We start from the raw sequence: 23,185 nt of genomic DNA, 5'->3' as shown, positions 1-23,185 counted from the left end.
GGAAATCCGGCCGGACGGATCTGGGGAAAGCGGTCCCTCGAACGCGCTGGTCGGGGCGGGCCACCGGTGGGGTCGATCGGGAGGCTGGGGCTCGCCCGGGGCACGGGGCGTTCGGGGGGCCGGACGTCAGGGGGAGCCCGGACGGATGTCGCGGACCAGGCGGTCGCGGAGCGCGCCGGTGTTGCGGCGGCTGACGGTCAGCCGGGCGCCGCCGACCCGCAGCGTGCACCGGCCGCCGTCCAAGACCATCTCGTCCACGTGCGCGAGCGCGACCAGGTGCGACCGGTGGATGCGGACGAAGCCGGCATCGCCCCACGCCTCCTCCAGCGCCGCCAGCGACACCCGCACGAGATGGCTGCCCGCCTGCGTGTAGAGCCGCGCGTAGTCGCCGTGCGCCTCGGCATAGCGCACGTCCGCGCGGCGGACGAACCGGATCACGCTGCCCACCCCGGCGGGGATGACCTCCGCGACGGCGGGCCGCCGCTCGGAGGCACGTTCCGGCGAGAGCGCCGCGGCCGCCGTGCGGGTGGACGACCCCGCGCACCCGCCGGGACAGTCGAGTGCTTGGTGGGGGGACGACCCGGCACAACCGAGTGCCTTGTGGGGGGACGACCCCCCACACTCCCCGGCACAACCGGTGGGTTCGAGCAGGAGCGCGACATCGTCGAGCACGTCCCTGGTCACCGCCGTCCCGCGGTCCGGCCCGTAGGCGGCGAGCGTCCCGCCGTCGAACGGGACGGCCACGACGTGGCGGACCGGGCAGTGCGGGTCGGCGCACCGGACCTCGCCGGTGCGGGCGTGCTCGGGGGCGTCGGGAGCGTGCCGCGTGCCCGAGCCGTCCCAGGCGAGCAGGTGCTCGCCGTCGGTCACCGCGACGGCGGCGCAGCCGAGCGCCGCCCGCAGGTGCCGCGCGGCGGCCTGCGCCCCGCCGGCGGAAGGGCCGCCGTGGAGCGCCTGGGCCGCGCGCGCGACACCGCGGATCGCCCGCGCCGCACCCCCCGCCGGGCCCCTGCCGTGGCGGGAGCGGTCGGCGGGGATGCGGCCGCCCGCGGGCGGTCGGTGCCGGGCGACGGTGCGCATGCCGATGATCATCGCGGCGAGGCCGCAGGCGCCGGCGACCACAGTGGCGTGCATGCACTCATGCAATCCAGGTGCTCGCCGGCGTTCAATGGGCCGGTGCGGCTCTGGCACGTAGGGCAAAACATTGGACGTTCCCCGACAATTCAGCGGCGGTAGGGGGTGTAGCGGTCCCAGAAACCACAGTGGTGCTGCTCGCCGATCTCCCGGGTCAGCTCACTGTCACCCGCCGGAACGAGTGACATCACCGCGTTGTCGGAAGTGGTGAACGGGGACCAGAACGGTGTTCCATCGACGGTCGGATTCCCGGTGCGCGCGAAACCCGTCCATTGCGCGGTGAGCTGCGCGCCGAACGACTTCTGGTTCTGGGTCAGCTCGCCGCCGCCCGGGAACGGCGACAGGAACGGGCTCTCACTGATGTGGTAGGAACCGTTCGGCTTCGTCTTGTCCAGGAAGAACATGGGCGGAGCGTCGGCGTTGTCGGTCTGGTAGGCGAACACCTTGATATGGCGGGCCAGCCGCTTGTCGTTGAGCAGCGCGGGGCAGACCGAGTTGGAATCGGCGACGATCGTCCGGTAGGCGATGAACGCCGACGGCTCGGGGAAGCGGTTGATCGGGTACAGCTTCATGACCTCGTCGGCGATGTCGCCGTACTGCTCCTTGACCAGCGTCTGGTACTCCGCGGGCGTGGTGGCCGCCCTGAGCTGGGTCTCGTCGCGGTCGACGCCGTGCATGAGCGAGACGTCGTTGATGTTCCCCTTGGCGAACGCCTCGCCGGGCGACTGGAGCAGGGTCTTGCCGTCCACGACCGGACCCTGCGTCCCGCGGTCGGCGCCGATGCCGCCGCCGGCCTGGTCCAGCACTTTCTGCACGGGCAGTTTCCGCAGGCACGCCGCGTCCGCGCAGCCGAGCGCGGTGGCGAAACGCTTACCCGTCGCCTGCGCCTCCGCCTCGGTGGGCAGCTTGGTCTTGCAGTCCTGCGCCTGCCACTGGGTGTCGCCGCCACGCAGCGAGTTGTACTCGCCACTCTGGGAGATCCCCTTCTGGAAAAGCCCCTTGGCCGTCGGCGACACGCTGTTGGCGCACACACTCGATCCACCGGCGGACGCGCCGAAAATGGTCACGTTCTTCGGGTCGCCGCCGAACCTCGCGATGTTCTGCTGCACCCAGCGCAACGCGGCCTGCTGGTCCTGGAGCGCGTAGTTTCCCGCGTTCTTCCCGAAACCCTCGTGCGCGAGGAACCCGAAGATTCCGAGCCGGTACCCGACGCCCACATGAAGGACGTTCCCGTCCTTGGCCAGATGCGACCCGTCGGACGGCCCGCCCAGGCGGAACCCGCCGCCGTGCAACTCGACCATCACCGCGAGCGGCTTGTCGGCCTTCTGCGGGCGGACGATGTTCAGGCGCAGGCAGTCCTCGTTGGTCGAACCCGGCCCGAGGCCCTGGGGCTGCGGACAGGAACTGCCCCGTTCGGTCGCCTGGTAGGTGTCGGCCCACTTCGCGTGCGGCACGGGCGGAGCCCACCGCAGGTCGCCCACCGGCGGCGCCGCGTACGGCACCCCGAGCCACGACTGGAGGCCGTCGGCGCTCACCGTCCCGCACACGGGCCCCTGGTCGGTCTGCACCACGGTCCCGTCCGCGCACGCGGGCGCCTTGAGCACCGTCCCGCCCGCCGGACCCGACACCGTGAACGCCACCGACGCCGCGCCCAACGACGCGACAGCGGCCACCATCAGACGCCATCTCTTCGGCTTCATGCTGAACACGCCTTTCACACGCGGCAACAGAGGCCCGAAACGTAAACCGTCACCCCCGCGCCGCCCACCCGTCCCGCATCCCTTGCGGAGAGCGCCGCCAACCGCTCGCCAAGCGGTACCGCCCCATCGCTGAACGGCCCGCCCGCTCGGTCACACAATGTAATAATTTCACTCCATACCGCGACCGCAACGGCCCACGGCGAGCGCGCCCCTCCCCCGGCACAATCCGAACCACTCCGGCGCATGCCCGCGCGAGCGACAGTTCAGCCGTTCGTATAACTTTCCCGTAGGACGGTACTTCACGCTGTCATATTGTGCCTTCATAAGTATTGTCGTCGACGGTTAACCATTCCGCGGAACGCAGGTAGGTTTGGCGGTGGACCGGGCGGACCACCGACTTCCCGGCACCGCGCGGAGGGGGTGGTTGATCTTGAACTCGCCCGACGAAAGGGATGGTGAACGAGATCCGGACGGCCCCCCGAGCAATGCGCTGACCGGCCGAGTCGCGGGATCCAGCGTTCAGGCGGGGTCGATCTCGGGTGGCCTCCATATCAACGCGCCGCACCACGCGCCGCTTCCGGCACCGGCACAACTTCCGCCTACCGGAATCTTCGCCAATCGCGCCGAAGAACTGCGAGAACTGAGCCGAATAGCCGCCACCGTTGCTGGAGCGGGCCAACCGCGACTTCTGGTACTTACCGGGGTGGGAGGTGTCGGAAAGACCAGTCTGGCGTTGCACTGGCTGCACCAGGAAAAGGCGTCCTACGAGGGGCAGCTCTTCGTCGACCTGCGCGGCTTCTCGGGGACCGGGCCGCTGCCGCCCGGGGAGACGCTGGAGCGGTTCCTGCGGGCGCTCGGCACCGGCGCGGAGAGCATCCCCGCCGACCTGGACGAGCAGGCGGCGCTGTTCCGGTCGGCCACCACGGGACGGCGCCTGATCATCATGCTCGACAACGCGGTCTCCGCCGCGCAGGTGCGCCCGCTGCTGCCGAACGAGGGCGGCTCGCTGATCGTCGTGACCACGCGGCTGCGGCTGTCGGGGCTGGTGGTGAACGGCGCGCGGTTCCTGGACGTCGGCCCGCTCGGCCTCGACGGGGCACTCGACCTGCTGGAGAACGTCATCGGCGCCGACCGGATCGGCGCCGAGGACGAGTACGCGCGGGAGCTGGCCAGGCTGTGCGGCAGGCTGCCGCTCGCGCTCTGCGCGTCCGCCGCCCGGCTCGCCGCGCGCAGCCGGTGGACGATCGCCCGCGCGGTCGCCGAGCTGGGCGATGAGGCGCGCCGGCTCTCCGCGCTGCGCACCGGGGAAGGGGAAGGGGACATGTCGGTGAACGTGGTGTTCAACGCCTCCTACCAGGCGCTCGACCACGCCCACGCACGCGCCTACCGCCTGCTCGGGATCCATCCGGGGCCCGACTTCACCGTCCCGGCGGCGGCGGCGCTGCTCGACGTGCGGGAGGAGCGGGCGGTGCAGCTCCTGGACGGCCTGGCCGACGTGAGCCTCCTGCTGGAGGAGGCGCAGGGGCCGGACGAGAGGTACCGCTTCCACGACCTCGTCCGGCTGCACGCGCGCGACAAGGCCGTGGAGGCCGAACCGGAGGCCGAGTGGTCGCAGGCCCTGGAGCGGCTCGCGGACCGCTACCTGCGCACGGCGGTCGCGGCCGACCTCACGCTGCTGCCCGGCCGCTGGCACCTCGGCGACCACTACCGCGCCGAAGCGCGACCCGAGGTGTTCGCCGACCGCGCGGAGGCACTGGACTGGCTCGACCGCGAGCAGGACAACCTGGCCGCGATCGCCCAGGAGCGGCACACCGCCGGACACCACGCGGTCACCTGGCAGATCTGCGAGGCGATGTGGCCGCTGTTCCTCCAGCGCAAGCACTACCAGCGGTGGATCCGGCTGTACGGCCTCGGCGTCGAGGCCGCCCGGGCCTGCTCGGACGCGCGGGCGCACGCGCGGATGCTCGAAGGGCTCGGCATGGCCCACCTCAACACCCAGGACCTCGACGCGGCGCGCGGGCACTACCGCGCGGCGCTCGACCTCGAACGCCGGGCCGGCCACCCGCTCGGCGAGGCCGCCGCGCTGGAGGGGCTCGGGATCGCGGAGCTGGCCGCCGGCGCGGCCGCCGAGGCCATCGGGCTGTTCGGCCGCGCCCGGGACGTGCACACCGCGCTCGACCGGCCGCGCGGCATCGCGCTGATGACCCGGCATCTGGGCGAGGCGCTCAGCGCGGCGGGCCGGCACGCGGAGGCGGTCGCGCATCTGACCGAGGCGCTGGAGATCTTCACCGGGCTGGACGAGCCCTACCACCGCGCCCGGACGCTCACCTGCCTCGGGCAGGCCCATCTGCGGGCGGGGCGTCCGGCCGACGCCGAGGCGGCGCTGCGCGCCTCCCTCGGCGCCGCGCGCGAGGCGGGCGCCCGGCACGAGGAGGCGGGCGTCCTGCGCGAGCTGGCCCGGGTGGCGGCGGACCGGGGAGATCCCGAGGCCGAGCGCGACCACCTGGAGAAGGCCCTGGCCATCTACGCCGTCCTGAAGTCGCCCCAGGAGGAGGCGGTCAGGGAGCAGCTCGCGCGGTCGGACCCGCCGCCCTGATCCGTCCCGCCGCGTCCCCGGGCCAGGGTCAGCGTCGCCGTCCCGAGCGCGCCGACCGGACGGCCGGAGGCGACCCACGCGTGCACCGCCGAGGCGTAGGAGGCGACGTCGTCCGCCGCGGCCGCCGCGGCCGCCGCCCGCCCGAGCGGGACGAGCGCGAACCGCCACCCCGCCACGGCCAGCTCCCACCCTCCCGACCGCGACGCCACGGCGGCGACGAGGCAACCGGGGTAGTCCGACCGGAGCGCCGCGAGAGCGCGGGACGGCGCGTCCCGGACGATCACGTCCGCGCACGGCAGCCAGGCGGGCGGCGCCTCGCCGGGTCCGACCGCGACGTGCTCGTCCAGAGGCGGTGCGGGCGGTGCCGCCGCGTCGAGACCGGAACGGCGGAGGGTCAGCGAGGTGCGCGCCGTCCGTCCCGTCTCGATCCGTACGCGTTCCGTCCCCGGCCCGGAGAAGGCGAGCAGGTCGCCTCGTCCGTCCCAGACGCGTACCAGCGAAACGGCCATCACGCGGCCCGGAGACCGGTGTCGGGAATGGGTTGCGGCAGGGGGACGGGAGCCACCTCCGGTGGGGACGACCGGTCCGGCAGCCGCATGAGCCGGTACATCTCCCGGCGGATCAGGAGCGCGGCCTCCCCGGGACGGGAGGTCAGGTCGCGGTGGAACGCCTCGTGGACCGACGGCCCGAACGCGTGCGCGGCGTCGTCGAGCTGGGGTGCCAGGGGCGCGTCCCAGTCGAGGCGCGGGGCGACCGCGCCGAGGCGGGCGGCGTGGGAGCCGGGCGCCACGCTGTCCTCGGGGAACGCGCCGAGCAGCACCGGGACGCCGAGGGCGGCGGCGTAGCTGGTCACCGAGCCGTGGTCGCCGATGACCCGGTCGGCGGCGACGAGCGCGGCGCGCCAGCCGTCCTCGGGAGGGAGCAGCCGGACCCCGAGGCGCAGGCAGTCGGTGTGCCAGGCGGTCACCTGGCGCCTGCCGTACCACGACCAGATGTGGGGATGGAGGGCCGCGACGACCTGGTGGTCTTCGCGCGGGAGTTCGGCGGCGACCCGGTACAGCAGGTCGGGACGGGAGCCGAACAGGGAGTCGTCGTTCCAGGTGGAGCTGAGGAAGACCAGCCGGGTGTCCGGGCCCGCGCCGAGGGCGCGGCGGTAGAGGTCGCGGTGGGGCAGGCTCGCGAACAGGCGGTCCAGGCAGGGGTCGCCGCCGACGAAGGCGACCGACAGCGCCTCCGGGCAGTCGCGCCCCAGGACGGCGAGGTGCCGCTCGTGCGCGAGGACGAGCGAGGACGGCACCACCCGGCCGCCGACGACGAGCCGCTCCCTGGCGAGGCCCGCGACCGGGCGCGCGGCCGGAGGGCCGGAGCCGTGGAAGCGGCCGAGCAGCTTGCCCGGACCCGAGCCGTGCGGCAGCGTCATGACGGGGGCGTGTAAGCCGTCCAGCATGCCCTGGCTCGCGGCGATCGCGAGGTCGAAGCGGGACGCGGCGGCCTCCCGCCAGGGCAGCACCACGCCGCCGAGGCCGCGCAGGTAGTCCTCCAGCCCGCGGGTGAAGATCGAGGCGGGCGCGGCGGTGTAGGCGACCACGACCCTGCGGTCGCTCTCCAGCAGCGGCAGGACGTCGGCGAGCCGCGTCGCCGCCGTCACGTGGTGCGCCACCGCCAGAACCCTGCGGTGCGCGGACACGGTCGCTCCCTTGCGCGCGTCCGGGCCGAAGGGCCCGGGCGACCACGCGTCCCCGGAGCAGTGCATATCGTCATCCTCCTTGGCGGGCGTCTCTCAGGTCTTCGGCCGTGCACCCGACGTGGAAGGGCGGGGACACGGGGTCGGCGACCGGGATGGTCGCGGGCTGCGGCAGCCGCAGCAGCCCGTACATCAGGCGCCGGGTGTTGCGGTGGAACCGTCCGGGCTCGGAGGTGATCCGCTCGATCACCGGACGGGCGCGGTCGGGCCGCCAGTACGCGGCGGCGTCCCCCAACTGGTCCTCGATCCGGCCCCGCGCGTCGAGGCGCGGCGCCAGCCGGGCCAGCTCCGCCATGCCGGGCCCGCGGACGTCCCCGGACCCGACGAGGACCACCGGAGCCCCGGTCACCGCGCCGTAGCGGGTGAGGGGCCCGGCCTCGCCGACGATCCAGTCGGCGGCGGCGAGGGCCGCGCGCCAGTCGGCGCCGGGCGGCAGCAGCGCGAGGCCGTCCCGGAGCGGCCCGGCCAGGGCGCGCCCGCCCGGGCAGGGATCGCCTTCCCGTTCGGGGACGCCGAGGACGTGGTAGCGCTCGGACGGCAGTTCCGCGAGCAGCCGCCGCACCACGTCGAGCGGACGGCACGGGCCCGCCCGGCACGCGGCGTCCCCGGCCGGGATCGCGACCACGACGAGGCGGCGGTCCCCGCCGGCGCCGAGCACGCGGCGGTAGAAGTCGCGCAGCGGCAGGCTCGCGACCAGCCGGTCGTGGATCGGGTCGCCGACGACGACCTCCGCCGGTCCCTCCCGGGACGGCGGCGTGCGCTCGTCGCGGTGCGCGAGGGCGAGCACCGGTCTCCGGCGGCCGTCCGCGCGCAGGTCCCCCGGCGCGCATGCGCGCCTCGCGTCCGGCAGGACGACCAGGGGGACACGCGGGGCAAGGTCCGGGGCGGCTGTGGCCGCCACGGCCAGCCCGAACTCGCGGTCCCTCGCCTCCCGCCAAGGAAGGACCACGGCCCCCGCGTCCCTGAGCCGGCTCTCCGTCCCGGACCCGGCCGCCTCCGGGGCGGCGGTGAACACGACCCGCAGGCGCGGATCCGCGTCCGCGAGGCGCGCGACGTCGAGCAGGGGCCGCGCCGGAATGGGCGAGCCCGTGACGATCAGAACGGTGCGGCGTTCACCCGGCGTCCCCCACCAGCCCGGATCCGGCCCGATCAAGGTCCGACGCCATTCGAAGCCGGACATCCCCGTCAACACATCCCCCTTACCTCCGCGGACATGAGCATCCGCCCTCCGTAACAGATCAAAAGATCTGCCTCCAGAAACGAGGGTGTTCGGCACTCCTTGACGAAAACTTGCAGTTGGCCTGACTACATCAGTTGTGAGGTCCCAGGTCGGCCAAGTGAATCGCGGCCTGATTCTGGCCAAGCGGCGCCTCCGGTGCGAAAATCGACTCAGGAGCAGATTTCCACAAAGGGGCACTGGTGGAGTTCCGTGTCTTAGGCCCCGTTGAGCTGTGGGTCGACGGGCGGCGGCGCGATCTCGGAACGACAAAGGAACGGTGCGTCCTCGCGGCGCTGCTCCTGACCCCGCGGCGGCCGGTGCACGCCGCCGCGCTGATCGCCCGCGTGTGGGACCACCGCCCGCCCGCCAAGGCGCGGCAGAGCCTCTACAGCTACATCGCGCGGCTGCGCCAGCGGCTGGACGGCGTGGAGGGCGCCGCCCTCGCCTCCCGCCAGGGCAGCTACCTCATCGACGTCGCGGACGAGGCCGTCGACCTGTGGCGCTTCCGGCTGCTGCGCGACCAGGCCCGCGCCATCGCCGAGAGCGGCGACGACGAGTACGCGCTGGACCACTACCGCCGCGCCGCCGAGCTGTGCGCCGCGACCCCGCTCGCCGACCTGTCAGGCGACTGGGTCGACCGGACGCGGCGCGGCCTGGAGGAGGAGATCCTCGGGGCCGCCTTCGACCGCATCGACATCGAGCTGCACCGCGGCCACCACGCCGACATGGTGCGCGAGCTGGCCGCGCTCGCCGAGCGCGACCCCTTCGACGAGCGGCCGGTCGGCCGGCTGATGGTCGCGCTGTTCCGGTCCGGGCGGCAGGCCGAGGCGCTGGAGGCCTACCGGCGCACCCGGCGGGCGCTGCGCGAGGAGATGGGCACCGAACCGGGCCAGGGGCTGCGGGAGCTGCACCAGCGGATCCTGCGCGCCGACCCGGGGCTGCTGCGCGTCCCCGGCACGCAGCTGGCCGTCGACCGCCGCCCGCACAACCTGCCCTCGGACGTGGCCGCCTTCACCGGGCGCGACGAGCAACTCCAGGCGCTGCTGCGGATCGCCCGCGCGGCCCCGGCGACGGGGTCGGCGGCCACGGTCATCGCGGTGGACGGGATGCCCGGCGTCGGCAAGTCGGCGCTGGCGGTCCATGTCGCGCACCGGCTCGCCGAGCACTTCCCCGACGGGCACATCTTCCTGAAGCTGCACGCCCACGACCCGCGCCAGGAGCCGCTCGACCCGGCGGTCGCGCTCGACACGCTGCTGCGCGCGATCGGCGTCCCGACCACGCGGATCCCCCGGGCGCTGGAGGAGCGCGCCGCGCTGTGGCGGTCCCAGATGGCGGGCGGCCGCGCGATCATCGTGCTGGACGACGCCGCCGGGCACGACCAGGTCAGCCCGCTGCTCCCGGCCTCCCCCGGCTGCCTGGTCATCGTGACGAGCAGGCGCTGCCTCACCGGGCTGCACGACGCGCATCCGCTCTCGCTCGACGTCCTGCCCGTCGAGGACGCCGTCGCGCTGTTCAGGAGCGTCGCGGGCGGCGGCCGCGACCTCGACGACGCGACGGTCGCGGCGGTCGTCGAACGCTGCGGGTACCTGCCGCTCGCCGTCCGGATCGCGGCCAGCAGACTCCGGCACCGGCAGACCTGGGGCGCCGCCGACCTGCTCGAACGGCTGACGCCCGGCGGGCGGCTGGAGGAGCTGCGCGTCGAGGGCAGCGAGATCACGGTGGTGTTCGAGGTCTCCTACCGGGGGCTGCCGCCGCCGCTGCGGGCCGCGTTCCGGGCGTTCGGGCTCCACCCGGGGCCCGACCTGACCGCGCACGCCGCCGCCGCGATCCTCCGGCGGCCCGTCCACGAGGCCGAGCGCGTGCTGGAGGAGCTCCTCGACCGGCACCTGCTCGGCGAGCCGGCCCGGGGCCGCTACCGGTTCCACGACCTCGTCCACGAGTACGCGCGGCGGCTGGCCCGCGAGGAGGACCCGGGCCACGAGCGGCGCCGGACCGTCCACCGCGTCCTGGACTACTACCTGGCGGCGGCCGACCGCGCCGACCGGGCGCTGTCCCCCGGGCCGCGCCCGGTCGAGATCCGCTTCACCCACCCGCCCAGGCAGCTGCCGCCGCTGGACACCGACGCGCGCGCCCACGCCTGGTTCGCCGCCGAGCACGCCTGCCTGCTGCGCGCCGCGTCCCACGCCGCCGCGCGCGGCTGGCCCTACCACCTCGCGCGGTTCGCCCGCGTCCTCGCCAAGCACCTGGAGACCAGCGGGCACTGGGAGACGGCCGCGCGCCTGCACGAGAGCGCCGTCGCCGCGCTGCGCGACCTCGACGACCACCGCGGCACGGCCTACGCGCTGGCCGACCTCAGCCTCGTCCGGTTCCGCGCGGGCGACTACGACCTCGCGCTGGACGCGGCGGAGCAGGCGCTGGCGATCTACCGGTCCCTCTCCGAGCGCCGGGGAGAGGCCGACATCCTCTCGCACATGAGCCTCATCCACTGGCACCGCTCGCGGTTCGCCGACGCGCTCGCGCGGTGCCAGGAGGCCCTGGAGATCCGGCGGCTGCTGGGCGACCGGAGCGGCGAGGCCCGCAGCCTCGACCACACCGCGATCTTCCTCGAATACACCGGCGACTACCGCGAGGCGCTCCGCTCCCGCGAGCGCGCGCTCGCCATCTTCGCCGAGACCGGCGACCAGCTCGGCCGGACGATGGCCCTGAACAACATGGGCGACCTCGCCCTTCGCATCGGGGACGTGGACGCGGCCGTCCGGCACTACGGCGACACCGCCAAGGCCGTCGCGAGGCTCGGCCGCCAGCACCACGCGATCTGGCTCATCAACATGGCCAACGTCCACCGCTACACCGGCGACCAGGACACGGCGCTCAGCAATTACCGCCAGGCGCTCGCCACGGCGGCGGAGATAGGCGACCGGCGCAGCGAGATCGAGACGCTCATCGGCATCGGCGCGACATTCCAGAACGCCGGGCGATTCGCCGAGGCGCTCATTCACCACAAGAAGGCGCTCGTGCTCGCCCGCGCCATCAGCGAGCGCTACGAGGAGACGCTCGCCCTGCGGCACCTGGGCGAGGCGCTCGCCGGTGCCGGACGTCATTCGGACGCGCTCGACCATTTCCGGGAAGCGCACGATATCGCCGACCTCATCGGCGTCCCCTACGAGCGGGCCAAGGCGCTGGAGGGCATGGGCGGCGCGCTCCTGCACACGTCGGAGCCGGGCCCGGCCCGCGACTGCTGGCGCCGCGCCCTGACGATCTTCGACGCCATCGGCGCGTCCGAGAGCCGGACGATCCGCTCAAGGCTCAACGAGCAGGGCGATCCGTTCAATAGCTAGCACCACCGCCGAAAGATACCACGAACGCTCGTGAATGGGATTCTCACCTGAGATCAACTACTTTAAGGTTTAATCACTAAACCTGACATAACAAGATCCTCAGTCCATGTGCCCATCTCGACCGGCTTTCTAGTAAGCTTCCGGAGATGCCCGACTTAGGGGCATGCAATAGGAAGATGAGAGGGTAACTAGTGCTAAGGTCTATAGTCCCGCTCGCCCTCGCGACCGCCCTTACGCTGGGGTCGGCCGCCCTTGCGCTCGCCGTACTCTCGGCCGAGCCGAGCTCCCGAACCGCGGCGACGGGAACGGTGCACATGACAAGAGCGGTGCACATGACCTGAGAGGTCTCAGGCACGGACCGGGGCGCGACCCGACAGGGGTCGCGTCCCGGTTTCGGTTTCTCAGGTGTCGCAGAGGCCGGACTCGTAGGCCAGGAGGCCCGCCTGGGTGCGGTTCGCGCAGTCGAGCTTCATCAGCAGCCGGGAGACATAGCCCTTCACGGTGGCCTCGGTGAGGTGGAGGCGGCGCGCGATCTGGGCGTTGGACAGGCCCTCGCCCAGGCAGGTCAGCACCTGCGTCTCGCGCTCGGTCAGCGCGTCGACCAGCGACGCGCGGCGCCGGTCGGCCCGGCGGCGGTCGTCGGCGGAGGCCAGCAGGCGGCGGGTCGCGGCCGGCGACATCACGGTGTGGCCGTCGGCGGCGACCCGGACGAGCCCGACGAGGTCCTCGGGCGGCGTCGACTTCAGCAGGAAGCCCGCCGCGCCGGCCCGCATCGCGCGCAGCACGTAGGAGTCGGCGTCGAAGGTGGTGAGCGCCACGACCACCGGCGGGCGGCGCAGCGCCGCGATCCGCTCGATGGCGGTCAGGCCGTCCACGCCCGGCATGCGCAGGTCCATCAGCACGACGTCGGGCGCGAGCCGCAGCACGGACTCGACGGCCTCGGCTCCGTCGTGGGCCTCGCCGACGACGACCAGGCCGTCCTCGGCGGTGAGGATCGTCCGCAGGTGCGCGCACACCATCGGCTCGTCGTCGACGACCAGCAGCTTGACAGGTCTGTTCCGGGGGGCGTGGGGGGTCGTCCCCCCACAAGAATCAGGTCTGTTCCGGGGGGCGCGGGGGGTCGTCCCCCCACAAGAATCCGGCCCGGCGCCCATCGGATGCGATCCGTCCCCTTCGGCAGCGTTCGGGGCGAGACTACCCCGGCGGATCACCGGCGGTGATCGTCCCGGCCGCACGCCCTACGAAAGTCGGGCGCGCGGCCCCGCGCCACCGACGTAAGTCGCCCGCCCCCTCGACGTTGCGCGCTGACGCCCGTCCCGCGCCGTGGGCTGGACTGGTCCCAGCCTTCACACAGGGGAGATCGGTATGAGCATCACCGCGGACGTCACCACCGGCACGGCCGCCGCGCGGGCCGAGCGGGTCACCAGGGTCTACGGCACCGGCGCGACGGGGGTGACGGCGCTGGACGAGGTCACGATCGCGATGCCGCGCGGGCGGTTCACCGCCGTGATGGGCCCGTCGGGGTCGGGGAAGTCGACGCTCATGCACTGCATGGCGGGGCTCGACCGCGTGGACGGCGGTGAGGTCTACATCGGGGACACCGCGCTGTCGCCGCTGGGCGACCGGCGGCTGACGGCGCTGCGCCGCGACCGGATCGGGTTCGTGTTCCAGGCGTTCAACCTGGTGCCGACGCTGTCGGCGCTGGAGAACATCACGCTGCCGATGGACGTCGCCGGGCGCCGCCCCGACGCGGCCTGGGTCGACCGGATCATCGACACGGTGGGGCTGCGGCGCAGGCTCTCGCACCGTCCGAGCGAGCTGTCGGGAGGGCAGCAGCAGCGGGTGGCGTGCGCGCGGGCGCTGGCGTCCCGTCCGGAGATCGTGTTCGCCGACGAGCCGACCGGCAACCTCGACTCGCGCTCCAGCGGGGAGGTGCTGGCGTTCCTGCGCGGCTCCGTGCGCGAGTTCGGGCAGACGGTCGTCATGGTCACCCACGACCCCGCCGCCGCCGGTTACGCCGACCAGGTCGTGTTCCTCTCGGACGGCCGGATCGTGGACCGCATGGAAGCGCCGACCGCCGACCGCGTGCTCGAACGGATGAAAGGCTTCGACACGGCGCCGGAGCGGGGGCCCGGGGAGAATTCCTGACGCGGTGTTACCGATTCACTGCGCACAGCGTCCGTCCGTGGCGCACGATAGGGACATGCCGGTTGACTATCGCGCACCGAACATCAACGCCCGCAGGCTGGGTCTGCACTTCCGGCAGATCCGCGAGGCGCTGGAACTGTCCTACGACTCCGCGTCGGCGAGGCTCGGCCACGACGCGGACTGGCTCATCCGGTTGGAGACCGGATTCGAGCAGGTCACCCCCGAACAGGCCCGCGAGATCCTGGACGGCTACGGCGTCCCCCCGCACGACATGCGGACGGTGGTGATCGACCTCGCCTCCCGCCCGTCCGGCCCGCCCTGGCTCGCCCCGCACGCGGAACGGCTGAAGGCCCTCGTCCGCGACCTGTACACGCTGGAGTCGGAGGCGACGACCGTGCACACCTACGGCATCCCGGTGATACCGGAGCTGGTGCGCGCCGAGCCCTACGCCCGCCTCGGCTTCGAGTACCACATCCCCGAGGTGGACGTCGAGGAGGAGTGGGACCTGCTCCTCCAGCGGCAGCGGCACCGGCCGGGCGGCCTGCCCCGCACGCTCGACGTGATCTTCTGCGAGAGCGCGCTGCGCAACGGCCCGCCCGAGGTCATGCTCGCGCAGTGCGCCCACCTGCTGGAGCTGTCGGAGGACGAGCACACCAGCGTCCGCGTCATCCCGTTCAACGCGGGCGCGCACGCGGGACTGCACGGCTCGTTCGACGTGCTGGAGTTCCCCGTCATCAAGGACAGGATCTCGTTCGTGCACGGCGCGCTCGGCATCGACCTCGCGGGCAGCGACCTGTCCGACACCTGGAAGCTGATCGAGGACGTGGCGCTGCCGCCCGCGGGCAGCCGCGACATGATCAGCACGGTCATGCACGAGTACGGATGACCTCCGGGACCGGTGGCCCCGGGGGCCCGGCGACGGCCGGGCCCCCGGGGCGTGCGCTCACACCGCCTTGATGATCTCCTCGGCGCGGGCCCGGGGGACCTCCGCGTAGGAGTCGAACCGCATCGAGAACACGGCGCGTCCCGACGTCGCGCTCCGCAGGTCCCCGACGTAGCCGAACATCTCCGACAGCGGCACCCGCGCCCGGACGCCGTCGCCGCCGATCGACTCGACCCGGCCGCGCCGGGCGTTGAGGTCGCCGATCACCTCGCCCAGGTACTCCTCGGGCGTGCCGACCTCGACGGCCATCACCGGTTCGAGCAGCACGGGCGCGGCCCGCCGCACCGCGTCCTGGAAGACCAGCGAGCCCGCGATCCGGAACGCCGTCTCGGACGAGTCGACCGGGTGGAAGTCGCCGTCGAGCAGCGTGACGCGCACGCCGGTCATCTCGAACCCGGCGAGGACGCCGGAGCGCATCGCGTCCTGGCAGCCCGCGTCCACCGACGGGATGAACTCGCGCGGGATCCGCCCGCCGGTGACCCTGTTCACGAACTCGTAGGGGACGTCGCAGGGCTCGACCGAGACGATCACCTTCGCGTACTGCCCCCTTCCTCCCGACTGCTTGCGGTGCTTGTACCCGACCTTCTCGGCGCGGCCCCGGATCGTCTCGCGGTAGGCCACGCGGGGCCTGCCGACGTTCGCCTCGACGCCGAACTCCTCCTTCATCCGGTCGACGAGGACCTCCAGGTGCAGCTCGCCCATCCCGCCGAGGACGGTCTGGCCGGTCTGCGCGTCGCCGTGCACGCTGAAGGACGGGTCCTCCTCGGCGAGCCGCGCGATCGCGGCGGCCAGCCGCTCCTGGTCGCCCGTCGAGCGGGGCTCGACGGCGACCTCGATGACCGGGGCGGGGAAGTCCATCGACTCCAGGACCACCGGGTGCGACTCCTCGCACAGCGTCTCGCCGGTGGTGGTCCGCTTCAGGCCCATGACCGCGACGATGTCGCCCGCGCCCGCCGAGGCGATCTCCTCGCGCGCGTTCGCGTGCATTCGGTAGAGCTTGCCGATGCGTTCCCTCCGTCCCTTGACGCTGTTCAGCACGGTCGCGCCGGACTCCAGCCGGCCCGAGTAGATCCGGACGAACGTGAGCCGCCCGAGGTGCCGGTCGCTCATGATCTTGAACGCCAGCGCGGCCAGCGGCTCGTCCTCGGGTGGACGTTCCCGCTGACCCGCGCCCACGTCCAGGGGCGAGGGCAGGTACCGGACGACGCCGTCCAGCAGCGGCTGCACGCCCTTGTTCTTGAACGCGCTGCCGCAGAACACCGGGGTCGCCGCCGAGGCGAGCGTCACCCGCCGGATCGCGGCGTGCAGCTGCTCGGCGGACGGCTCGGCGCCCTCCAGGTACAGGGCCATCAGCGGCTCGTCGAGTTCCGCGACGGTCTCGACGAGCCGCCCGCGTCGTCGTCGCGCCTCCTCGACCAGCGCGGACGGGACGTCCCGTACCGAGAGCCCGTCCCCGGACCACACCCGCGCCCGCATCGCCACGAGGTCGACCACGCCGGTGAAGCCGCCCTCGGCGCCGATCGGCAGCTGCACGAGCAGCGGCACCGCACCGAGCCGGTCGGCGATCATCGCGACGCAGCGGTGCAGGTCGGCGCCCGCGCGGTCCATCTTGTTGACGAAGCAGACGCGCGGCACCCCGTACCGGTCGGCCTGCCGCCACACGGTCTCCGACTGCGGCTCGACCCCGGCGACGGCGTCGAACACCGCGACCGCGCCGTCGAGCACCCGCAGGCAGCGCTCGACCTCGACGGTGAAGTCGACGTGGCCGGGGGTGTCGATGAGGTTGAGCGTGTGCCCGTCCCAGTGGCAGGTCGTCGCGGCGGAGGTGATCGTGATGCCGCGGTCGCGCTCCTGTTTCATGAAGTCCAGCGCGGCGGTGCCGTCGTGCACCTCGCCGATCCGGTGCGAGACACCGGTGTAGAACAGGATGCGCTCGGCGGTCGTCGTCTTGCCGGCGTCGATGTGCGCCATGATTCCGATGTTGCGGACCTTGACGAGGTCAAGGAATGTGGCAGTCATCGGGAATCCTCCTTCACTCTCGGTTGAGGGGACGACCGCCGTGGGACGTGATCGTCCCCATACGGCACGCGCGACGCTATTGCATGCGTCCGAAAAGCACCAAAGGTTTTCCGTCCCCCGGGTCCGCCGGCGCCGGCAATTATTGAAAAACGAGTCTGTGGCATAAGCACTTGACGTATGCGGACGCGCTCAGTTACAAGCGGACTGGGGATCGCCGCGAACGGAGGTGGGAGTTTGACGTTCGTCGTGCCCGCAGCGGACGGGCGGGAGCTCGCGGTCGAGGAGTGGGGGGAACCGGCGGGGCATCCGGTCTTTCTGCTCCACGGCACCCCGGGCAGCAGGCTCGGGCCCATTCCGCGACCCATGGTCCTCTACCAGCTCGGCATCCGGCTGATCTCCTTCGATCGGCCGGGCTACGGGCGCTCGGACCGCCGGATCGGACGCGCCGTCGGCGACATCGCGGCGGACGTGCGGCGAATAGCCGACTTCCTGGAATTGCCGGAGTTCGGCGTCCTCGGCCGCTCGGGCGGCGGCCCGCACGCGCTGGCGTGCGCGGCGCTGCTGCCCGGCCGCGCCCGCCGCGTCGCCGCGCTGGTCGCGCTCGCCCCGGCGCAGGCGGAGGGGCTCGACTGGTTCGAGGGGATGGCGCCGTCCAACACCCGCGAGTACCTGGCGGTCCGGCGGCAGGGCGAGCTGGTGTCGGCGCGGCTGCGCTCGGTCGCCGACCGGATCCGCGCGAACCCGGCGCAGCACGTCGCCAACCTGTACGCGGAGCTGACCGGGTCGGACCGGCGGGTCGTCGGCGACGGGGGCATGCGCCGGATGCTGCTGGAGACCTTCCAGGAGGCGTTCCGCACGTCCGCCGACGGCTGGATCGACGACCTGCTCGCGTTCTGCGCGCCGTGGGGGTTCGACCTGGGCGACATCGTCGTCCCGACGATGCTGTGGCACGGCGCGAACGACACCTTCTCCCCCGCCGGGCACTCGCGGTGGCTCGCCGACCGGATCCCCAACTCCACGGTGGTGGTGCAGCCGGGGTCGGCGCACTTCGGGGCGTTCAACGTGCTCCCGGACATGCTGACCTGGCTGGCACACCCGGTCGAGGCGCCCTGGCCGTGACGGGCCCTGACGGGCCCTGAGGGGCCCGGCCGCTACACGGGCTGGAGTTCCAGGTCGCGGTTGATGCGGACCCCCGCGCGGGCGTCCGCGAGCGTGGGGTGCGGGCCGTGCTCGGCCAGGACGAGCAGCCCGCTGGCGGCGCGGCTGCGCAGCTCGCTCGCCTCCGACGTCCGTCCCATGCCCTCCAGCGTGACCGACAGGTTGGCGCGGCACACGTTTGTGTCGGGGTGGTCCTCGCCGAGGACCCCCACCAGCCTGGGCAGCGTGCCCCGCTCCAGCGCCTCGGCCTCGGCGAAGCGCCGCAGGTCGCCGAGGCAGTTCCCGAGGTTGACGGTGGCCGACAGCACGAACGGGTGCTCGGGGCCGAGCTGCGCCTCCAGCCCGGTGACCACCCGCGTCGCGCGCTCGCGCGCCTCGTCCAGGTCCCCGGCGCCGCGCAGGTAGCAGCCGAGGTTGTTCTCGATCATCAGCGTGTAGGGGTGGTCCTCGCCCATCTGGGCGATGTGCTTGGCGAGCGCGGCGCGGACCCGGTCGCGGGCGCCGACCTTGTCGCCGAGCGCCGACATGCCCGCCGCCACCTCCAGGTCGGCGGGCAGCGTGTCGGGCGACTCGGGGAAGTGCCGCTGGTAGCGGGCGTAGGTCTCCTCGGCCAGCGCGAGCGCCTCCTCGGCGCGCCCGGCCTTGCGCAGCGACACCGCGAGGCTCTTGCCGGTGCGCAGCGTGTCGAGGATCTGGTCGCCGAGGACGTCCAGGTACCGCTGGTAGACATCGCGCAGGATCGTGACCGACTCCTCGTAGCGGCCCGCCTCCCGCAGGTCGCGCGCGACGTTCGCCTCGGAGAACAGCGTGTAGGGGTGGTCGTCGCCGAGCACGGCCCGGCGCTGGTTCAGGTTGTCGGTGTCGAACCGGAACGCGCTGGCGGGGTCGCCGTTCAGCCGGTAGTCGATGGCGAGGTTGTGCGCGACCATCAGCGTGCGCGGATGCTCCTCCCCCCACGGCCCCGGCGCCTGCTCGTAGGTGCGGATGTCCAGGTCGAGCGCCTCCCGGAAGCGCCCCATCGCGCGCAGGTCGGCCGCGAGGTTCCCGGCGGTGATCAGCGTGTGCGGGTGCGCCGGGCCGAGCGTCGGCGAGCTGAGCTGCCGGTTCATCACGTCCTGGTCGAGCGCGTAGGCGCGGGCGTAGTCGCCCTGGGAGCGCAGCACGTTCGCGATCTGCGACTGGAGGAACAGCCACTGCCAGTGGTCCTTGCCGAGCTTGCCCTGCCAGGCGGCGGTCAGCTCCTCGCCCGCCTCCATCGCGCTCTCGAAGTTCCCGCGCTTCCACTGGTAGCGGATGAGGTCGGTCAGCATCTGCCGGACGTTCTCCTCGTCGCACTCGGCCGCCCGCGAGGTCTGGACGTGCGGGAGGATCTCGTCCAGCGCGGGCCAGTTGGCCGGGTCGTCGGTGTCGCCGTGCTTGGGCCGCGCGCCGAGCAGGATGCGGTGGACGTCGTGGCAGGTCTCCTCGGTCAGGTCCGGGTCGTCCTGCATGCCGTGCCGGATCACCGTCTGGACGAGCGGGTGCACCTGGATCGCGTTGTTGCCCTGGTCGACCCGCGCGAGCGCGAACCTGCTGATCTCCCGGACGTGCTTGCCGAGCACGAGCTTGTCGCGCAGCGTCTCGTCGTAGGGCGCCAGCACCTCGGCGGTCTCCTCGCTGTAGATCAGGTCGAGGGAGATCGGCACGGAGGAGAAGAAGGCCAGCAGCTCCAGCAGCCGCGCCGCCGCCGGGGACGCCTCCCGGAGCTGCCGGAACGTGACGTTCCACGTCATCGCGACCGGCTGGGAGAACGCCTCGGTGCTGAGCGCCAGCGTGGAGGCCGTCTCGTTCTCCAGCGCCTCCAGGTACTCGCCCGCGGGCATGAACGTGGAGGCGAGCCACGCCGCCGCCTGCTCGATCGCGAGCGGCAGGTAGCCGAGCGCCGTCCCGATCGCGCGGGCGTTGTCGTCGGAGATCTCCTGGACGCGGCGGAACAGGTGCGCGGCCGACTCCTCCTCGGTGAACACGTCCACGGCGAGCGGCTGCGCGAACTGCGTCCACGCCGGGTCCCGGGAGGTGATGATCACGTGCCCGTCGCCGCCGGGCAGGTGGTTCTTCAGCTCCTCGGGGTTGTCGGCGTTGTCGAAGACCAGCAGCCAGCGGGAGGTGGGCTCGCCGCGGCGCAGCGCCTCCAGCGCGGCGTTCGCGGCGTCGGCGATGCTGTCGCCGACGCGCAGCCCGATCTGCTCGGCCAGGCTCGCGAGCCCGCCGCGGATCGAGTCCGGCGACTGGGCGCTGACCCACCAGATCAGGTCGTAGTCGGCCTTGAACCGGTGCGCGTACTCCAGCGCGACCTGCGTCTTGCCGACGCCGCCGAGGCCGTGCAGCGCCTGCGGCAGGACGATCCGCTGGGTGGTGCCGAGCAGGTGGTCGCGCAGCTCCTCCAGCAGGCCGCCGCGTCCGGTGAACACCGCGTTGCGCCGGTTGACGTTCCAGATCGGCGGCGCGGTGCGGGCGGCGCCGGGGTAGCGGGGCCCGACCCGCGACTGCTCCGCCGGGTACTCGACGTTCTGCCCCGGCCGTCCGAGCGCGCGCACGAGCGCCTCGGCGCCCTCGCGTTCGCCGAGGCCGGTGAGGTCGAGCGGGACGGGACCGTTGAAGCCCAGGCTGAGCGGCGCGTCCAGCACCCGGACCGTCGTCAGCCGCCGGTAGGGCGCGCTGGCGCGGCCCGAGAGCGCGTCCCACGCCCGCTGCGCCCGCTGCGAGACGACGTAGGCGGGCGAGATCAGCACGATCGTGTGCCCGGCGGCGGTCCGGTCGTCGGGCGGCTCCTGCGGCCCGGTGTCGACGCTGCGGGTGACGACCCGGAACCCGGCGCGGCCGAGGACGAGCGCCATCCAGTCCACCCACGGGCGGTCCTCGGAGACGTAGCTGATGAGGACGTCCGAGACCTCCGACGGCCCGCGCCGGGTGAACCGTTCGAGCGTGCTGGTCCGCAGCTCCTCCGGGATCGGCGGGTAGCCCGCGACGCGGCCCTCGGTGATCTCGTTGGCGAGCCGCTCGAACGCCGCCAGCATCGAGTTCGGCGAGCCGGGCGCGTCGCCGAACGTCGCGAGCGTCTCCTCGAACGCGTAGTAGGGCCGGTAGGGGATCTCCACCGACAGCCAGTACCGGTTCGCCCGCTGCTGCGTCATCCCGCTCGGGAAGCGGTCGAAGCGCGCGCGGGCGTAGGCGCGTCCCGCCTCCACCTTCGCGTTCTCGCCGAACTCGATCCGCATCGGGACGGGCAGGATCCGGATGCCGCGCTCGCGGTAGCGCTCGTCGATGTGCGCGGCGATCGCGGCGGCGCCGTCGATGCTCTGGTCGCTGAGCGTGAAGCAGTCGACGAGGACGTCCGGGAAGTGGACGGTGCAGATGTCGGCGATGTCGCTCAGCCCGGTGCGGCTGTCGATCAGGGTGTAGTCGTAGTTGCGGCGCATGTCGGCGCGCAGCGCGTCGAAGAACTGCCCGCCGCCGAGCCGGTCGTAGAAGTTGTCCCAGTCCATGCTGGTGATGAGCGAGGAGTAGTCGCGGTTCTGGCGTCCGGCGGAGACGAAGTCGAGCGTCCCCTCCCCCGGGAAGTCCCATTCCAGCGTCACCGCGTGCCGCAGGATGCGCGCGTACTCCAGGTGCCAGTCCTGCTCGGCGGTCTCGTGCTTGGTCGTCGCCGCCCACGCGTAGTCGGTGAGCATCTCGATGACCCCGGGCGTCGCCGACACGAAGTTCTGGTCCAGGAAGGGGTGGAAGAACTTGTGCAGGCCGGGCGACTCCAGGTCCCAGTCGACCACGAGCACCTTGTGCCCCGCCGCCGCCATGATCCAGGCGACGTTGGCGAGCGCGGTGGTGCGGCCCGTCCCGCCCTTGTAGGAGTAGAAGGTGACGATCGTGCCATCGTTCGTCATGGTTCTCCTCGCCTCAGAACTCGGGCCCTTGCAGCGTCGGACGGCCCATGCTCGGCGGGGTCCGGGGCGGATGGACGTTGGTCGTCTTCAGGTAGCGGGTGATGGCCTCGTTGACGGCCTTCGGGAGCGCGCTGCGGAACGCGCCCGCGGACGAGACGTGCTTGGCCGAGCCCTGAAGCGCGCCGCTCCTCGGCAGCGCCTCGTCCAGCTCCTCGGTGAGCTCGGCCGACGCCGCCGCCGTCTCGGCGTCCCCGGAGTTGAACGGCGCGATCATGGTGACGGGGTCGCGGTCGATCTGCCGGAGCCGCTTGCCGATCCCCTCGTCCCGGGCCGCCCACGGGTCGACGAGCAGGACGTTCGGCGCCTCCCCCGGCTCGTGCGGCCCCTCGTCCACGCCCTTGACCTCGGCGCGGTGGCCGAGCTCACCGAGGATCTCCTCGGCGAACCTGCCGATCGGGGTGGTGTGGTCCGGGCCCCGGTAGGGCGTCCACTCGCGGGTCGTCTGGCCGTAGTAGTACGGGCCCCGGCCCTCGGGGAGCTGGCCGATCGTCTGCGCGGCGAGCGTGAGCCGCACCGCGGGGCGGCGGGCGTCCGGCGGGTCCCCGGCGAACGCGCTGCGCAGCGTCTCCAGCGTCGGGACCGGGCTGGAGGGCAGCGCGCACTCGGCCGCGCGCTCCTTGATCAGGTTCGCGAGCCGCAGCACGGTCTCCTTGTACTGCTCGCGGAACCGGCCCAGCTTCATGATCCCGTAGAGGCCCTCCGCCTCGTAGGCGGGCGGGAAGGCGGGCGGGACGTTCTGCATCGTCCGCACGCTGTCGGGCAGTTCCTTGAGGCCCATCGGCGTCCACATCGCGGGAATGATCGCCGACGGGCGGGCGAGGCCGGCGGACTGCCCCTGGTAGCGCTTCATGAAGGCGGCCCACTCCTTCCCGCAGTAATCGCTGACGAAGTAGGCGGGCGAGAACAGCGCGACGAAGATCCGGCAGTTCGCCAGCGCGTCCGCGAGAAGATCCGGCCACTCGCTGCCGGCCGGAATCTGCCTGTCCATAAATCCCGGATTCTGCGTGCCCGTGGCGTGCCCGAGATCGGTGCAGAGATCGTTGTAGAACTTCACGACCCAGCGGTCGGATTCCTCCGGCCGGTAGCGCGACCTGGCATAACTCAAGAAGAAGTGGGGCCGCCGTTCATCCGGCTGAATCCTGCCCGGCATGCCGCTCCCTTCCAGGTCACACCACTGTATAGCGGCATTCATCGACCCGAAACAAC

General features: G+C 72.8%; 14 protein-coding genes. 5 read left to right on the top strand and 9 right to left on the bottom strand.

The annotated features are described in order from the left end of the window. Positions 1–126 precede the first annotated feature (126 nt). Positions 127–1,134 carry a LytR/AlgR family response regulator transcription factor gene (locus tag GNZ18_RS11140; RefSeq protein ID WP_246249568.1) on the bottom strand — a complete coding sequence of 336 codons (1,008 nt, stop codon included), beginning with the start codon at positions 1,132–1,134 and terminating at the stop codon, positions 127–129. Between the two features lie 89 nt (positions 1,135–1,223). Next, positions 1,224–2,810: a carboxylesterase/lipase family protein gene (locus GNZ18_RS11135; protein ID WP_173390730.1), complete on the bottom strand. Its 1,587-nt coding sequence runs from the start codon at positions 2,808–2,810 to the stop codon at positions 1,224–1,226. Between the two features lie 727 nt (positions 2,811–3,537). Here GNZ18_RS11135 and GNZ18_RS11130 point away from each other — a divergent pair. Then, the gene (locus tag GNZ18_RS11130) at positions 3,538–5,430 is read left to right on the top strand and encodes a tetratricopeptide repeat protein (protein WP_173390729.1); all 1,893 of its coding nucleotides are present in this window, start codon (positions 3,538–3,540) and stop codon (positions 5,428–5,430) included. Here the strand turns inward: GNZ18_RS11130 and GNZ18_RS11125 are convergent. The 3 genes from GNZ18_RS11125 to GNZ18_RS11115 are packed head-to-tail and all read right to left on the bottom strand — an operon-like array spanning position 5,358 to position 8,327. After that, positions 5,358–5,939 carry a hypothetical protein gene (locus GNZ18_RS11125; protein WP_156216142.1) on the bottom strand — a complete coding sequence of 194 codons (582 nt, stop codon included), beginning with the start codon at positions 5,937–5,939 and terminating at the stop codon, positions 5,358–5,360. The genes GNZ18_RS11130 and GNZ18_RS11125 overlap by 73 nt on opposite strands. Continuing rightward, positions 5,939–7,183 (bottom strand): hypothetical protein, encoded by a 1,245-nt coding sequence (locus tag GNZ18_RS11120; RefSeq protein WP_156216141.1) that lies wholly within the window; start codon positions 7,181–7,183, stop codon positions 5,939–5,941. The genes GNZ18_RS11125 and GNZ18_RS11120 overlap by 1 nt, the downstream gene beginning before the upstream one ends. A 4-nt stretch (positions 7,184–7,187) precedes the next feature. Continuing rightward, positions 7,188–8,327 carry a hypothetical protein gene (locus GNZ18_RS11115; RefSeq protein WP_156216140.1) on the bottom strand — a complete coding sequence of 380 codons (1,140 nt, stop codon included), beginning with the start codon at positions 8,325–8,327 and terminating at the stop codon, positions 7,188–7,190. A 266-nt stretch (positions 8,328–8,593) separates the two neighbouring features. Here GNZ18_RS11115 and GNZ18_RS11110 point away from each other — a divergent pair, with 266 nt between their 5' ends. After that, a complete protein-coding gene (locus tag GNZ18_RS11110) occupies positions 8,594–11,731 on the top strand; it encodes an AfsR/SARP family transcriptional regulator (RefSeq protein ID WP_156216139.1) in 3,138 nt (1,045 codons plus the stop codon). Between the two features lie 401 nt (positions 11,732–12,132). Here GNZ18_RS11110 and GNZ18_RS11105 read toward each other — a convergent pair whose 3' ends face one another. Then, a complete protein-coding gene (locus tag GNZ18_RS11105) occupies positions 12,133–12,774 on the bottom strand; it encodes a response regulator (protein WP_281377935.1) in 642 nt (213 codons plus the stop codon). A 322-nt stretch (positions 12,775–13,096) separates the two neighbouring features. On the opposite strand from GNZ18_RS11105, the gene GNZ18_RS11100 reads away from it, so the two are divergent. Next, entirely contained in the window at positions 13,097–13,879 is a 783-nt protein-coding gene (locus GNZ18_RS11100; RefSeq protein WP_156216137.1) for an ABC transporter ATP-binding protein, read from the top strand. A gap of 55 nt (positions 13,880–13,934) precedes the next feature. After that, positions 13,935–14,765, top strand: a complete 831-nt coding sequence (locus GNZ18_RS11095; protein ID WP_156216136.1) for a helix-turn-helix domain-containing protein — start codon at positions 13,935–13,937, stop codon at positions 14,763–14,765. Positions 14,766–14,822: 57 nt separating this feature from the next. On the opposite strand, the gene fusA is transcribed toward GNZ18_RS11095, so the two are convergent. Further along, the gene (gene fusA, locus GNZ18_RS11090; RefSeq protein ID WP_156216135.1) at positions 14,823–16,841 is read right to left on the bottom strand and encodes an elongation factor G; all 2,019 of its coding nucleotides are present in this window, start codon (positions 16,839–16,841) and stop codon (positions 14,823–14,825) included. A 234-nt stretch (positions 16,842–17,075) separates the two neighbouring features. Here fusA and GNZ18_RS11085 point away from each other — a divergent pair, with 234 nt between their 5' ends. Further along, positions 17,076–17,960 carry an alpha/beta fold hydrolase gene (locus GNZ18_RS11085; protein WP_214617138.1) on the top strand — a complete coding sequence of 295 codons (885 nt, stop codon included), beginning with the start codon at positions 17,076–17,078 and terminating at the stop codon, positions 17,958–17,960. 32 nt (positions 17,961–17,992) lie between these two features. Here GNZ18_RS11085 and fxsT read toward each other — a convergent pair whose 3' ends face one another. Further along, complete coding sequence (gene fxsT, locus GNZ18_RS11080; protein ID WP_156216133.1) at positions 17,993–21,919, bottom strand: FxSxx-COOH system tetratricopeptide repeat protein; 3,927 nt, start codon at positions 21,917–21,919, stop codon at positions 17,993–17,995. A 13-nt stretch (positions 21,920–21,932) separates the two neighbouring features. Beyond that, positions 21,933–23,129, bottom strand: coding sequence for a TIR-like protein FxsC (locus tag GNZ18_RS11075; RefSeq protein ID WP_173390728.1), 1,197 nt, complete (start codon positions 23,127–23,129; stop codon positions 21,933–21,935). Between the last annotated feature and the right edge of the window lie 56 nt (positions 23,130–23,185).

Origin of the sequence: Actinomadura litoris (genome assembly GCF_009733595.1) — a bacterium.
Taxonomy (GTDB): Bacteria; Actinomycetota; Actinomycetes; order Streptosporangiales; family Streptosporangiaceae; genus Spirillospora; species Spirillospora litoris.
This window is presented reverse-complemented; position numbering and strand designations above follow the sequence as displayed.

Coding starts and splice junctions, on each gene's coding strand:
- GNZ18_RS11140 (WP_246249568.1), bottom strand. CDS start 1,134: ATGCACGCCACTGTGGTCGCCGGCGCCTGCGGCCTCGCCGCGATGATC.
- GNZ18_RS11135 (WP_173390730.1), bottom strand. CDS start 2,810: ATGGTGGCCGCTGTCGCGTCGTTGGGCGCGGCGTCGGTGGCGTTCACG.
- GNZ18_RS11125 (WP_156216142.1), bottom strand. CDS start 5,939: ATGGCCGTTTCGCTGGTACGCGTCTGGGACGGACGAGGCGACCTGCTC.
- GNZ18_RS11120 (WP_156216141.1), bottom strand. CDS start 7,183: ATGCACTGCTCCGGGGACGCGTGGTCGCCCGGGCCCTTCGGCCCGGAC.
- GNZ18_RS11100 (WP_156216137.1), top strand. CDS start 13,097: ATGAGCATCACCGCGGACGTCACCACCGGCACGGCCGCCGCGCGGGCC.
- GNZ18_RS11095 (WP_156216136.1), top strand. CDS start 13,935: ATGCCGGTTGACTATCGCGCACCGAACATCAACGCCCGCAGGCTGGGT.
- fusA (WP_156216135.1), bottom strand. CDS start 16,841: ATGACTGCCACATTCCTTGACCTCGTCAAGGTCCGCAACATCGGAATC.
- fxsT (WP_156216133.1), bottom strand. CDS start 21,919: ATGACGAACGATGGCACGATCGTCACCTTCTACTCCTACAAGGGCGGG.
- GNZ18_RS11075 (WP_173390728.1), bottom strand. CDS start 23,129: ATGCCGGGCAGGATTCAGCCGGATGAACGGCGGCCCCACTTCTTCTTG.